The 12,499-nt window shown below is 40.4% G+C and carries 14 protein-coding genes; 4 read left to right on the forward strand and 10 right to left on the reverse strand.

Features of this window, described 5'->3' with window-relative positions; translation table 11 throughout:
- The first annotated feature begins 6 nt into the window (after window positions 1-6).
- On the forward strand, window positions 7-1,074 hold the full coding sequence (locus LV85_RS12175; RefSeq protein WP_111319786.1) for a branched-chain amino acid aminotransferase: 1,068 nt from the start codon (window positions 7-9) through the stop codon (window positions 1,072-1,074).
- A 58-nt stretch (window positions 1,075-1,132) separates the two neighbouring features.
- Here the strand turns inward: LV85_RS12175 and LV85_RS12180 are convergent, their stop codons facing one another.
- The 5 genes from LV85_RS12180 to LV85_RS12200 form a co-directional block, all read right to left on the reverse strand.
- Window positions 1,133-1,516, reverse strand: coding sequence for a GreA/GreB family elongation factor (locus LV85_RS12180; protein ID WP_111319788.1), 384 nt, complete (start codon window positions 1,514-1,516; stop codon window positions 1,133-1,135).
- 370 nt (window positions 1,517-1,886) lie between these two features.
- Window positions 1,887-2,375 carry a hemerythrin domain-containing protein gene (locus LV85_RS12185; RefSeq protein ID WP_211318404.1) on the reverse strand — a complete coding sequence of 163 codons (489 nt, stop codon included), beginning with the start codon at window positions 2,373-2,375 and terminating at the stop codon, window positions 1,887-1,889.
- Complete coding sequence (gene ric / locus LV85_RS12190; RefSeq protein WP_111319790.1) at window positions 2,368-3,096, reverse strand: iron-sulfur cluster repair di-iron protein; 729 nt, start codon at window positions 3,094-3,096, stop codon at window positions 2,368-2,370. Before ric ends, LV85_RS12185 begins: the two co-directional genes overlap by 8 nt.
- On the reverse strand, window positions 3,093-3,506 hold the full coding sequence (locus LV85_RS12195; protein WP_245942281.1) for a hypothetical protein: 414 nt from the start codon (window positions 3,504-3,506) through the stop codon (window positions 3,093-3,095). Before LV85_RS12195 ends, ric begins: the two co-directional genes overlap by 4 nt.
- 95 nt (window positions 3,507-3,601) lie before the next feature.
- The gene (locus LV85_RS12200) at window positions 3,602-4,036 is read right to left on the reverse strand and encodes an RrF2 family transcriptional regulator (protein WP_111319794.1); all 435 of its coding nucleotides are present in this window, start codon (window positions 4,034-4,036) and stop codon (window positions 3,602-3,604) included.
- A 191-nt stretch (window positions 4,037-4,227) separates the two neighbouring features.
- Here LV85_RS12200 and LV85_RS12205 point away from each other — a divergent pair, with 191 nt between their 5' ends.
- The 3 genes from LV85_RS12205 to LV85_RS12215 all read left to right on the forward strand — a co-directional run bounded on the left by LV85_RS12205 (window position 4,228) and on the right by LV85_RS12215 (window position 7,127).
- The gene (locus LV85_RS12205; protein ID WP_111319796.1) at window positions 4,228-4,734 is read left to right on the forward strand and encodes a hypothetical protein; all 507 of its coding nucleotides are present in this window, start codon (window positions 4,228-4,230) and stop codon (window positions 4,732-4,734) included.
- A gap of 66 nt (window positions 4,735-4,800) precedes the next feature.
- Window positions 4,801-5,902, forward strand: a protein-coding gene (prfB, locus tag LV85_RS12210) for a peptide chain release factor 2 (RefSeq protein ID WP_394336121.1) whose coding sequence is annotated in 2 segments (ribosomal slippage) — window positions 4,801-4,851 and window positions 4,853-5,902 — 1,101 coding nt in all. Because the reading frame shifts where the segments join, the coding sequence is not laid out codon by codon here.
- 49 nt (window positions 5,903-5,951) lie between these two features.
- Entirely contained in the window at window positions 5,952-7,127 is a 1,176-nt protein-coding gene (locus LV85_RS12215; RefSeq protein WP_111319800.1) for an MFS transporter, read from the forward strand.
- Between the two features lie 106 nt (window positions 7,128-7,233).
- On the opposite strand, the gene LV85_RS12220 is transcribed toward LV85_RS12215, so the two are convergent.
- From LV85_RS12220 to LV85_RS12240, 5 genes are all read right to left on the reverse strand, one after another.
- Window positions 7,234-8,586 (reverse strand): M24 family metallopeptidase, encoded by a 1,353-nt coding sequence (locus LV85_RS12220; RefSeq protein ID WP_111319802.1) that lies wholly within the window; start codon window positions 8,584-8,586, stop codon window positions 7,234-7,236.
- 70 nt (window positions 8,587-8,656) lie between these two features.
- Complete coding sequence (locus LV85_RS12225) at window positions 8,657-10,012, reverse strand: MATE family efflux transporter (protein ID WP_111319804.1); 1,356 nt, start codon at window positions 10,010-10,012, stop codon at window positions 8,657-8,659.
- 1 nt (window position 10,013) lies between these two features.
- Window positions 10,014-10,556, reverse strand: a complete 543-nt coding sequence (locus tag LV85_RS12230; protein ID WP_111319806.1) for an NUDIX domain-containing protein — start codon at window positions 10,554-10,556, stop codon at window positions 10,014-10,016.
- Between the two features lie 55 nt (window positions 10,557-10,611).
- The gene (locus tag LV85_RS12235; protein ID WP_111320014.1) at window positions 10,612-11,094 is read right to left on the reverse strand and encodes an Lrp/AsnC family transcriptional regulator; all 483 of its coding nucleotides are present in this window, start codon (window positions 11,092-11,094) and stop codon (window positions 10,612-10,614) included.
- Window positions 11,095-11,304: 210 nt separating this feature from the next.
- Window positions 11,305-12,498, reverse strand: coding sequence for a tol-pal system protein YbgF (locus tag LV85_RS12240; protein WP_111319808.1), 1,194 nt, complete (start codon window positions 12,496-12,498; stop codon window positions 11,305-11,307).
- Window position 12,499: the final 1 nt, after the last annotated feature.

The raw sequence follows: 12,499 nt of genomic DNA on the forward strand, positions 1-12,499 counted from the left end.
AAAACAATGAAGACACAACTTGCCCTGCCGATAACTAAAGTTCAGAACTCTAGATTAGCGGAAACAGATTTTTCCAACTTAGTTTTTGGACGCACCGTCAGCGATCACATGTTTGTGGCTGATTACAAAAATGGAGAATGGTCTGATCTTAGAATTGAGCCTTATGCTCCTTTAAGTTTGAATCCTGCCAATGCTACACTGCATTACGGCCAATCAATTTTTGAAGGATTGAAAGCCTATAAGAATGAAGATGGGCAAATCTTAGTCTTCCGTGCTGATGCAAACTGGAGAAGAATGAATGAGTCAGCAGAAAGAATGTGCATGCCATACCTTCCAGAAGAAATCTTTATGGAAGGAATGACACAGTTGCTCGACCTCGATAGAAACTGGGTACCTACTGCTAAAGGAGCCTCACTTTATGTGAGACCTTATATGTTTGCTACTGATGATTACATTGGAGTCAAGCCTTCTGATAGTTATAAATTCATCATTTTCACCTGTCCAGTAGGAAACTACTACAACAAACCCGTAAGTGTCAAGGTAGAAACAACTTTTACCCGTGCTAATGAAGGTGGAACAGGTGCAGCCAAAACAGCAGGTAATTACGCCGCATCACTTTATCCTGCACGACAAGCACAAAAAGCAGGTTACGATCAACTGCTTTGGACAGATGGGAAATCGCACAGTAAGATCGAGGAATCTGGTACCATGAACATCATGTTCAAAATCAACGGTACTATTATCACTGCTCCTACGACTACCGGAACAATCCTGAAAGGAATTACAAGGAACTCGGTTATACAATTGGCGAAAGATTGGGACGAGACTCTAGAAGAAAGATTCCTAACCGTAGCAGAATTGGAAAAAGCTTTAATAGATGGGACACTTGAGGAAGCCTTCGGAACAGGTACTGCCGCTACGATCGCACATGTAGAACGAATCAATGTGAATGGAAAAGACTATACCCTTCCAACAAAACCTGCTGATGCATTTTCGCATAGAGTACTTGCAGAACTAGATGGAATCAAATATGCTGAGCTGGCAGATCCACATAATTGGATCATTTCAATCTAAAAAAACACACTTACATAATGTAAAAGGCTGTCTATTCAAAATAGGCAGCCTTTTTACATTATGAAACAACAGAAGTTCCAACCGTTAGAATTTTTAATTTTTTCAAACCCCCAGGCAATACCCATTCAATCTCCATCCCTTCCTGGAAACCAATAAGCGCAACTCCAAGAGGAGAAAGAATAGACAGCTTCTTTTCAGCTATGTTGCCATCCTTGGGTAATGTCAATTGGAAATTCAACAGTTGACCGGAAGAGACATCCTGAACTTCAAAAACTGAGTTAATACGAATTACCTGAGGTTCAATTTTTGAATCAGGAACTTTCTTGGCTTTTTCTATCTCTCTAGCAAGCAAAGAAATTTCCTTGGTAATCATATGGGAAGGAGTATTTAAGATCAACTCCTTGATAGTGCTATAATCTGATTTGGTGAGTATCGGCTTCATATTAATAAAATAAATAAGTGAACCCAAGGCTATTATGCCTCGGGTAAGAAATGAGTGAAGTCTGTAAAAATTGCCCTCCTTACGTAATAATAGAAATCACTGAGGGCTAAGGAATAAAGGCTTTATTCTTTTGGCAAAGCACACTAACATCTGGACTGACGGCTAGAGCTGCAGTTAAAATACCAAATGGAATATGTGATTTAAGTGAATTCAAAATCTGATTATTTTCATTAAAACAGCCAAATAGGTAAATCCCTGCTATTTCTATTACTTATACCACCTACGTTGATTCACCAAAAAAGGTTGACACATTAATGAATACAGAGATAAATAGTTCGATTTACCTCTGCAAAAGAAAACCACACAAAAACTAAGATCTATTCCGCTTCTGATTTCTTCCAGTTCCAATAATCATCTCCCATTCTTGTTCTTCTTCGTCGGCTGAGTTATGCTGATCTACTGCAGCCAATTGCTCAGGATTTGCTACCTCTTGGATTTGATTGAAAAGAATACGCTCTTCAAATCGAATGTGTTTCTCTAAAGCAACCTGTAGGTAATTCAAAAACTCATAATCCATTTCATCCTGAGAAAACAGCTTTTTCAATTCAGCATGTTCTGCAAGAGCCTGTTGTATGAGCTCGTTTTCCGCTCCCAATATTGGAAATACTACAGCTTCCTCCTCAGCAAAATGTGAAATCAAATGAGCATCCCAGAACCAAAGTGCATGAGCCTTCATTCTATTTACATCAATTCCTCTCTTCACTCCAGATCTAATCTTCCAGCAGAACAATAAGCCGTGATGGTGATCACGGCTTAAAGGCTGAAGTACTAGGTGTCTTTTTATTGGCTTATTAGGCATAGACAAGGGTCTTTTCTAATTCAATTGCGTTAGGAAATAAAATATTGTTCTCCAAGTGAATATGCATGTGCAAATCCTGCTCAAATTCCTTCAATAAGGAAAAGGTAACCATATAAGTTGTACATGCTCCTACTGGAGGAGTATAATCATTTGTCAATTCAGCAATTATTCTGAATCGCTCTCCTTCTGCTGCATGCTCGTCTTTCATCATCTCTACTGGATTCTCTACGCTACCAAAATGGCTAGGCTCCAATTCAGTTTTTCCTTCTGCTGCTTCCACCATTTTTTTAACAAATGGGAATAGAATAAATTCCTCTTTCTTCATGTGCGCAGTAAGCTCTCCTGCTGATCCTAAAAACAGCTCCTGAACTTCATGCAGTTCTGGGTGTAAGTCTCCATGGACTTTTACAATCTTAGCAAGCATCGGCTTGATCTCTGTGATTCGAGTTTCTACATATCGATGATGCTTTTTTTCAATATAAGTAGCCAGCAAATCAAGTGGCCAAGAATTGAAGTCTGAAGAGGATGCATCGTTTGTTTGAGCAGCTGCATTCAATTGTTCGATTAAACCATCGACAGCAACATCCTTCTTAGCACATGCTTCTTCTACAGTTCTATTGCCTTGACAGCAAAAGTCAATTTTGTTTTTCTGAAATACAGTTGCATATCGGTAATCTTGAGCCACCAATTCGCCGATGATTGAGTTGTTTGAAAGTGTCATAGTTCTACTGATTTAAAATGTGAAATTGCGAAAATGATAAGTGATGTTACTTTCACAATCTCCATTGCTACATAATAGAAATGATGATTGGAAGCTGGTAAATCGTGTACATGTATAATTAACTCTGCTCGCGCGTCCAGCAGCGGCAAAAGCCAGGCAGTCTGGATAATCAAAAGCAGTAAGGCTATTGCAAAAGCAATAAGTTTGGGACTAGCCCAGTTTTCTTTGCTTACAATTCTGCTGATCAATATTGCTATCGCAAAGACCCACTCTACTTTGTTGAGTGCCTCAAAAACCAACCTGCCTATACCCAATCCCATAGGAACGGTGATTCCCGGAGCTCTAAACTTCAACCAAGCCTCCATGAAACTGATAGCAGATACAAAGCCAACCCAGAGTAACGTGGACATTAGAGATATTGGGTTTTTGACAAGTGACATAGAGTTAAAGTCCTGGGTATAATCTTATTTATGATAGTTTTATCTTAAATAGATTCAAATTTTTTTTATCTCATTAGAATAGATTCTCCTGCTTTCAGTCCTTCTGCTAATTCCAATATCGAAGTAGAGTTTAGCATATTTTTGAGGTCAGCTCTGATTTGAACAAATTTAAAGTGCATAGGACAAGGCTGTTCATCATCACATTCCTTCAACCCCAATCCACAGCCATTAAATATGGAATCACCATCGATGGCCGTCACGATATCACTCATTTTAATCTGCTCCATTCGGTGTTTATCAATGTAAAATCCACCATAAGGACCAGTCACTGACTGCACGATGTTCTCCTTCACCAATGCTCCCACAATTTTGGCAGTGAAAGCAATCGGTGAATCAGTATTCTCTACTACCTCCCCTATCTTCACACGTCTATCGAGCATAGACTGAGAGGCTATATAGATGATTGATTTAATTCCATATTCGCAGGCTTTTGAAAACATCGCTTGTCATTAATTGCTCAAATGTAAAGGAATATTTAATTTAAGACAAATTTATCATAAATGAAATTTGATCTTTTCCAATAGCATTCCGGTCAGGCTATTTAAACATTAAAACTAGCCAAGAAACTTTATTACTACATTTCTAGCGCATACAGCAAACTTTTTCCCACATTTTGCTTTTCTTTAGAACAATGAAAAGCCTAGTACTCTTTTTTCTAATTTCCGCCATTTCGCTCTCCACTTTTGCTCAGGGGACAGATTTCATAATCCTCAAAAGAGGTGCAAAGCAAAAAACCCAAATAAGATATTACCCAGGGGAAACCATCACTTATAAAAGCACAAAAATTGACTATTTCGTCACCGACGTAATCCAAAGCATAGATCAAAACTACATCTATCTTAGCGAGAACATTCTTTCCCCCGAGACCATTACAGAAATAGACATACGGGACAAAGATCGAAGAAACGGCACATTAAGAGCGATGACCGTTTTGACACTGAGTGCGGGAGTGATATTACTTGGAGCTGAATCTATTAATAGCATTTACCAATCCCATGAATTCTCAATCAGCAGCGGGGTAGGACTTGCCTCAGGGATATTAATAGGAACGGGACTTGCGATGCTTCCCCTACGATACAAAACATTCAAAAATTCAGGGCGAAATAAAATCCAACTCATTCAAATGCGAATGGATTAATTGGAGATCTCTGGCATAAACAGATATTTTTTCAGACTTTTGCAGCTTAAATTTTAACCTAGACAGATGACTTCAGAACAACTGAAAGACTTGAAAGCCCGCACATCGGCTTTGAGGAGGTATCTTTGACTACGATCGTAAGATTGCAGAAATAGAAGACCTAGAGGCCGTATCGGCCCAGCCTGATTTTTGGAACGATCCAGAGGAGGCAGAAAAAAGCATGAAACAGATTCAGGCTAGAAAAGCTTGGACCGGTTCATTCGAATCACTCAATAAAATCATCGAGGATCTCGACGTATTGTATGAGTTCTATAGCGCAGGTGAGGTTTCTGAAGAAGAAATCAAAACTGAGTACACCAAAGCAGAAGCAGAGGTACAAGAATTAGAACTCAAAAAAATGCTCTCTTCGGAGGAGGATCAGCTTAATGCAGTATTAGAAATCAACCCTGGCGCTGGAGGAACAGAGAGTAATGACTGGGCCTCTATCCTCATGAGAATGTATATCATGTGGGGAGAGAAAAACGGCTATAAGGTTCGTGAAGTAGATGTACAATCTGGTGATGTGGCAGGAATTAAATCTTGTACATTGGAATTCGAAGGGCCGCTAGCGTATGGATTTTTGAAATCTGAAACTGGTGTTCACCGATTGGTACGAATTTCCCCATTTGACTCAGGAGGAAGAAGACACACGTCTTTTGCTTCGGTGTATGCCTACCCTGAAGTGGATGATTCGATTGAAATCGATATCAACCCAGCAGATGTGGAATTGCATACTTCTAGATCAGGTGGAGCAGGTGGACAGAACGTGAATAAGGTGGAGACCAAAGTTCAATTGACTCACAAGCCTACTGGAATCGTAGTGGTTTGTCAGATTGAACGTTCACAGCTTGCCAACAGAGAGAAAGCTATGCAGATGCTGAAATCCCGTTTGTTTCAAATGGAATTGGAAAAGAGAAATGCAGAAATCGCAAAAATCGAATCTTCCAAGATGCGCGTAGATTTTGGTTCGCAAATCCGAAACTATGTACTCCATCCTTATAAACTAGTGAAGGATAACCGAACGAATTTCGAGACTTCTGACACCCAGCATGTACTGGATGGCGGTTTGAATGAGTTTATGAAAGCATTCCTACTCGCACAGAGCGAAGAACAAGCAGGAAAAGACTAATACGAAAGGCCAGGATTTAGATTCTGGCCTTTTTCCATCACCTTCTTTTATGAAATTACGCTCTTCATTTTTTACATTCGATTTCACCTTACTCTGTCTGAGTTCCTTTCTGTTTTTTTCATCATTCAACATGATCATCCCAGAGCTCCCTGAGTACCTCAGCTCTCTGGGCGGAGAAGATTACAAGGGCTTTATCATAGCCTTGTTTACACTTTCCGCTGGACTTTCTCGACCTTTCAGTGGAAAGCTAGCGGACAAAATAGGTAGAATCCCCGTGATGATGATCGGGGCCTCTGTCTGCTTCGTCGTTGGGATGCTTTATCCGCTTCTAAGCTTTGTAGGTGGCTTTCTATTTCTGCGATTTGCGCATGGATTCTCCACCGGCTTCACTCCCACTGGTGCCGCTGCCTATGTGGCTGACATTGTCCCTTACCAAAAGCGTGGCGAGGCTATGGGATTATTTTCACTTTTCGGTTCGATGGGAATGGCAGCAGGACCTGCTATCGGCGGATGGCTGGCTACGCTATTTTCGATAGAAACAGTTTTCTATGTTTCTGCCTTTACCGCTATATTTTCTATCCTGATTTTATTGAAGCTCAAAGAAACCCTGCCTAACAAAGAGCGGATTTCCTGGAAAATGTTTCAATTGAAAAGGCATGAGATAATAGAGAAGCGAGTGCTCTTTCCTTCGGGAATACTATTCCTTTGTTGCTTCTCTTTTGGGGTAGTTCTTACGATTATCCCAGATTTCTCAACTCATCTCGGGATAGAAAACAAAGGGCTCTTCTTTGGAGTGTTTACGTTATCATCTTTAGGAATCAGATTGTTGGCAGGCAAAACCTCTGATAGATATGGTAGAATTCCAGTCATGCGAGCTGCAAGTGCTACCTTAGTTGGCGCTATGGTTTTGATTGCTTTTGCAGAGAGCAAATTTGCTTTGCTCGGATCAGGAATTCTCTTCGGTTGTGCGGTAGGCATGTATAGCCCTACCACGGCAGCATGGGTCATAGATCTGTCCCTGGACAAATTCCGAGGACGTGCATTAGCTACGATGTACATCTTTTTGGAAGCAGGCATAGGAATCGGAGCACTAGTCTCAGGCTTCCTATTTGCAAATAATCCGGATAATTTTCGTTTGGTATTTCTTACCAGTGCTGGCTTTGCAGGACTAGCATTTTTATTTTTACTTTTTGTAAAACAGAATCGGAGTATAGCAGTGGAATAATGGGTGTCAAATGGTTTCCCGCAAATTTACGCTGATAAAACCGCAGACTATACGCTGATCTTAAGATTATTACCTGAAAAATAAGCGATAATCTGCAGGAACAATTTCAATTCCCCAAGTAACCATTCACGCGTGGAATAGAGAAAATCTCCTTCTGCCGACCATTGTAATAAGTCACTTTTTCACCATCAAATAAAGCGCCTTCTTCCAGCATAATTCTCACATCCTTATTCCATTCCTGCACAAAGACCACTGCATTCAACTCAATAGCATAACCTGTATTGGCATGAAGTGGAAAATCACCTGCCCCTGGTGTATCTCCTTGATTATCCCACATACCGATCGTTGGACCAGCTGAATGCCCATAAAAGCCCAGTGGATGCGTATAGATACTCCCACGAATCCCTTCTGCATCCAACACCTTACGAGAAGCCCGAAGGATTTCATTGCCCGTTCTACCAGCTACATAATTCGAAGTCAAAATATCCTGAACTCTATTTCCTTTTTTAAAGGCATCCTGCAAGTAAGCAGGAACTTCAGTTTCTCCAGCTTTCAGCACATAAGCCATTTCTTGAGTATCTGTATTCAGTCTGAGATAGGTAATTCCAAAATCCACATGAAGTAAATCACCGGGCATAATCACCGACTCAGGAGCTTTGGTCGCAAAGTTTCTGTTTTGTTCATTGTTTGCAGGGTCTTCTCTCTGAATATCTACCGAAGGATGAAACCAGGTGTCAAGCTTCATTTCCTTAATTTTCTCTCTGTACCACCAAACCACATCTTCTGTTGTAGTCACACCGGGAGTAATCACAGCTTCAGAAAGACCTTCAGCCACTATGGAATGGGCAATTTCCTGAATATGCTTATAGGTTGCCATTTCAGGCTCGGTTCTAGTTTCTAACCAACGTACAGCCAGAGTTTGAGCAGAAACAACATTGGCTTGAAGATTCTGAGGCAGGTATTCTAAAAATACCTGATGCTCATTCGTCGTCAAGCCATCTGCATGACCGTAATCCTTAGCATAGTTCAAGGCGATTTTCTTTGGATTTTTCGAAGAAATCAATTCCATCAAAGCTTTCCACTGATCAGGCTGAGTCTCTGGATCCCAAGCCCTTTTGAAGGCCTTCCCCACATCATACCTAGCCACAGCATAAGTTTCGACAGGAGCATTTGCCGAAGGCTGATACATCACCAAAATAGTTCTCCTCCTTGCAGCATGCCAAGTTGCAGGAAGTAGAGTTCGAATGACTGGATCCTCATTATATTCTCTGGATATTACCACCCACATATCTACACCTGTCTCAGTCATCAGGTTTGGAAGTAAATTCTGGATTCGATAATCTAGCCAACTGTCGATTACCTTGGCTTGTTCGCGCTGAGTCAGCACTGCTAGATCTTGTGCAGAACTAAGGTTTGAAATAAGAATAAATGAGAATACGAAGAGTAGCTTTTTGTACATATCAGGATGGATTAATCCTGAATATAAAACAAATTACATAGACTAAGTATAGGATTTTGGTTGAGATATTCTACGAAGTGACTATTGGTTTATTTGCAGCAATCATTCGATTACTCAACCTATGAAAACGGTAAAACAATACCACAGCAGTTATACTCAAGCCGATCAGTAAACCGTACCAAATTCCTTTTTCAGCCAACCCCATCTCAAAAGCCAGGAAGTAACCTAATGGAAGTCCGATAACCCAATAGGCAACTAAGGTGATAATGGTAGGAAACCTAACATCCTCCATACCACGCAACACTCCCAATCCAGCTACCTGAATACCATCTGAGAGTTGGAATAAACCAGCTATTATCAGTAAGGAGGCCGATAAAGCAACTACTTCATCGTTGTCAATGTAAAGTGTTGGTAGATAGGATCGCATAAGAATAAATATCAAACCTGTAATCGCCATAAAAACCAGTGCCATTCCAAAAACCACCATTCCTGCTTCACGCATTGTCTTGAAATTATTGCGACCAATCTGATTGCTCACACGAATCATCCCAGCTGTACTCAAACCAGCAACCATCATATAACTAATTGAAGCCAAATTGATAGCAATCTGATGAGCAGCAAGTGCATTTACGCCTATCCATCCCATCATAATAGCAGCAGCACTGAATGCGCTTACTTCAAAAATGTATTGGAAACCTGTTGGGATTCCGATTTTCAGGATTCTATTCAATAATAAGAACCTTAGTTTACTTAAACCTATTTGCAGATTAAAGACACGATATCTTTTGGAGCGCATCACATATAGCCCCATCATGATAGGCATCAGAATACGGGATATTAAAGTAGCCAAACCAGCACCATTCAACCCCATTTCGGGTGCTCCTAAGTTCCCATAAATCAACACCCAGTTTAGAAATACATTGATTACGTTACAAAAAATCGTCACATACATCGCTTGTTTGGTCTGTGAAAGGCCTTCGGCAAACTGCTTAAATGATTGGAAAATCATGAAAGGCAGCAGCGATGCAGTAATTATATAGAGGTAAGGAATCGTCAATCGCACTACCTCCTCAGGCTGATCCAAAAAATGTAAACCTTGAGACAAACCGATAACCACCACCGTAAGTAGAGCTGCGGTGGCAATATTGATCCACAATCCATGTTGAAACAAGTGACCAATGCGCTTGAACTTACCTTTGCCTTCTGCCACAGAAACCAAAGGGGTAATACCCATGGAAATCCCCATTCCAAACATCAGAATCACAAAAAATATACTGTTCCCCAGAGAAGCCGCAGCCAGTGGCACTGCACCAGTTCGACCAACCATCATACTATCAGCAACACCGACTAATACTTGACCCAATTGACTCAAAACTACTGGAAAAGCCAGCGTGAAGGTTATCTTAAAATGTTCCTTGATTGTCATATTAAAAATTTAGAATTCTAGCAGCCTTAAGAATACCGGCAATACTGATTCCGTCTGTAATTTCTCCTTTCATCACCATTTCCAAAACTTGTGAAAAAGGCAATTTCTTTATTTTGAGCACTTCAGTTTCCTCAAACTCAGTTTCTCCTTGTGTGAGCCCTTCGGCTAAGTACACATAGCCCACTTCGTCCGTCACAGAATTGGAAGTATGGATTTTCATAATTTCCGTCCACTTCTCCGCACACAACCCAGTCTCCTCCTTAAGTTCACGTTTTGCACTAGTCAACTTGTCTTCATCTAAGGGACCTCCTCCCATAGGAATCTCCCAAGCATATTCATCCAAGGTATAGCGATATTGACCTATGAGCCAGGTATTCATGTCCTTGTCAATGGGAATGATCCCCATTGCTCTATTCTTGAAATGAACCTTTCCATAGATCCCCTCATTGCCAGCAGGGTTTGTGACATCATGCTGCTCTACACTAATCCAGGGATTTTCGTAGACAGGACTGATCTTGTTGGTTTTCCAGGGGTTTTGTTCCATTTGCTCAAAAAAAAAGGGTGACTTTCGCCACCCTTCATGTATTAGATTAGGCTAATTAAGCCGGGATAGGCATTACTTTAGAATCCTTGAAAGTAGATAAAATAACCATGGATTGCATGGAATCTACCTCCTTGATTTCAGATACTTTCTCAAGCATCAAATTTTGATATGAAGTAATGTCTTTGGCAATAATCTTTAGGATAAAATCACCAGTACCTGTGATGTGGTGACATTCAATCACTTCAGGAATAATATTGATTTCACGCATAAATGCATCAATATTCCCTTTGTTGTGACCAATCAAACTCACCAAAACAAAAGTACTTACTCCCAAGCCGATCTTCTCAGGATCAAGCTTCGCATGATAACTTTTAATTATACCTGATTGCTCCAATTTCTTCACTCGCTCCAAAGTTGGGGCTGGAGAAAGTCCAATATCTTTTGACAATTGAGCATTTGTAATTTTGGCATTAGCCTGTAGGATTTCTAGAATCATCCTATCGATTTTATCGAATTTTATTCTTAAGCTATGATCCATGATCTCTTGCATTTACCGAATTTTATATGGTGCAAAGTTAATATAATTGATGATTGTTTTAAACCATTCATCAGAATTTTAAAGAGGAAATTCGAAATTTTATTGATATTTCTTAGCTTTTACACAAACAATCCTTTCAAAATTGCTTGCCTCCTCTTAAAAATTCAAATTATCTCCTGTTATATAAGGGGTAGAACGTCACCCTTACACTTAAAGTTTATTCTTTTTGATATAATCTCTGGCTTCTTGATGAGCGGGATGTTTTCGCTTGGCATACTTCTTCACTTTCTTAAAATACTGTTTTGCCAAATCCTTGTTATTTTCTTCTGTGGCGATCTTTCCTAATTGTAACAAAGAATGTAGGTAGTACCCACTTTCCTGAGACTCAGATTCCTCGCCGAAGGATAGCGTAAGCAGGTAATACTTCTTAGCTTGTTCTAAATCTCCCAGCCGCTCATTGTATTGCGCAACATAAAAGGCGGCATATCTTCCGCTATTGGATTCATATCCTGGCATTTTAGCATCTATCCTTTCTAGAATTTGCTTGGATTGCTCCACTGATTCGGTCCAACGACCTACGGTATACAAGTGTCGGGCATAGGATCTATGGAAATACGGATTGTTAGGAAACTCCTCATGCAAATACTCAGAAATCTGTAATGCCTTGAATGGCTCCTTCTCTTCAGAAGCATAAAGTCTAAACAAAAAGTACTGGGCTTCCACCCGGGTATAGAATGCATTATTGGCCACCTCTTCTAGCTGACGCAGTCCAAGTTTTTTATCTCCTTCAGGGAATAGCGCCATAACTGGCTTCATAAGCGGGTAATTGTCAGGTATCCATTCTGCGAAATAATTAAAGAGGGCATCTCCCAAAAGTAATTCTGGGTTAAATTCCTCCTCTCCTCTAGAGAGATCCAAATACTTCAAGGAATTTCTTCCTGCCCAAGCGGCTTTGGTCCAACTCTTCCGCTCTGAATAAAGTCTGGACTGAAACCCATATCCTGCTGCCAAGAAAAAAGCGGCTTCCTTATTTGTCTCATCTTCGTCAAACATTACCTGAGCTTTTGCAATAGCCCTATCTAAGTATTTGACAAAAGTCGCATCATATTTTTCATTTGTCACATCCACTTCAATTCTCCACCAATAGCCGAGCGCGACCAAGAATTCTGGTAAAGGATGATCGGGGTATTGATTAGCTAATACAGCGAAATCCCGCTCTGCGGTAGGGAAATCAAAATTGTACATACTGTTAATAGCCGTGGTAATTCTAAATTGAAGCCCCTTGTCCAGCAATAAATACTTGGAAGGCGCAAAGATCATAGAATCCTCTGCTACTTCTTGAGCCCTAGCGACACCAAGACCTGCAAACCAAATACTTAGAATCATTACGATCCGTGCTAACATA

Origin of the sequence: Algoriphagus chordae (genome assembly GCF_003254055.1) — a bacterium.
Lineage (GTDB): Bacteria > Bacteroidota > Bacteroidia > Cytophagales > Cyclobacteriaceae > Algoriphagus > Algoriphagus chordae.

Coding starts and splice junctions, on each gene's coding strand:
- LV85_RS12235 (WP_111320014.1), bottom strand. CDS start 11,094: ATGGATCATAGCTTAAGAATAAAATTCGATAAAATCGATAGGATGATT.
- LV85_RS12220 (WP_111319802.1), bottom strand. CDS start 8,586: ATGTACAAAAAGCTACTCTTCGTATTCTCATTTATTCTTATTTCAAAC.
- LV85_RS12180 (WP_111319788.1), bottom strand. CDS start 1,516: ATGAAGCCGATACTCACCAAATCAGATTATAGCACTATCAAGGAGTTG.
- LV85_RS12200 (WP_111319794.1), bottom strand. CDS start 4,036: ATGTTTTCAAAAGCCTGCGAATATGGAATTAAATCAATCATCTATATA.
- LV85_RS12225 (WP_111319804.1), bottom strand. CDS start 10,012: ATGACAATCAAGGAACATTTTAAGATAACCTTCACGCTGGCTTTTCCA.
- LV85_RS12215 (WP_111319800.1), top strand. CDS start 5,952: ATGAAATTACGCTCTTCATTTTTTACATTCGATTTCACCTTACTCTGT.
- LV85_RS12205 (WP_111319796.1), top strand. CDS start 4,228: ATGAAAAGCCTAGTACTCTTTTTTCTAATTTCCGCCATTTCGCTCTCC.
- LV85_RS12240 (WP_111319808.1), bottom strand. CDS start 12,498: ATGTTAGCACGGATCGTAATGATTCTAAGTATTTGGTTTGCAGGTCTT.
- LV85_RS12175 (WP_111319786.1), top strand. CDS start 7: ATGAAGACACAACTTGCCCTGCCGATAACTAAAGTTCAGAACTCTAGA.
- LV85_RS12230 (WP_111319806.1), bottom strand. CDS start 10,556: ATGGAACAAAACCCCTGGAAAACCAACAAGATCAGTCCTGTCTACGAA.
- LV85_RS12185 (WP_211318404.1), bottom strand. CDS start 2,375: ATGCCTAATAAGCCAATAAAAAGACACCTAGTACTTCAGCCTTTAAGC.
- ric (WP_111319790.1), bottom strand. CDS start 3,096: ATGACACTTTCAAACAACTCAATCATCGGCGAATTGGTGGCTCAAGAT.
- LV85_RS12195 (WP_245942281.1), bottom strand. CDS start 3,506: ATGTCCACGTTACTCTGGGTTGGCTTTGTATCTGCTATCAGTTTCATG.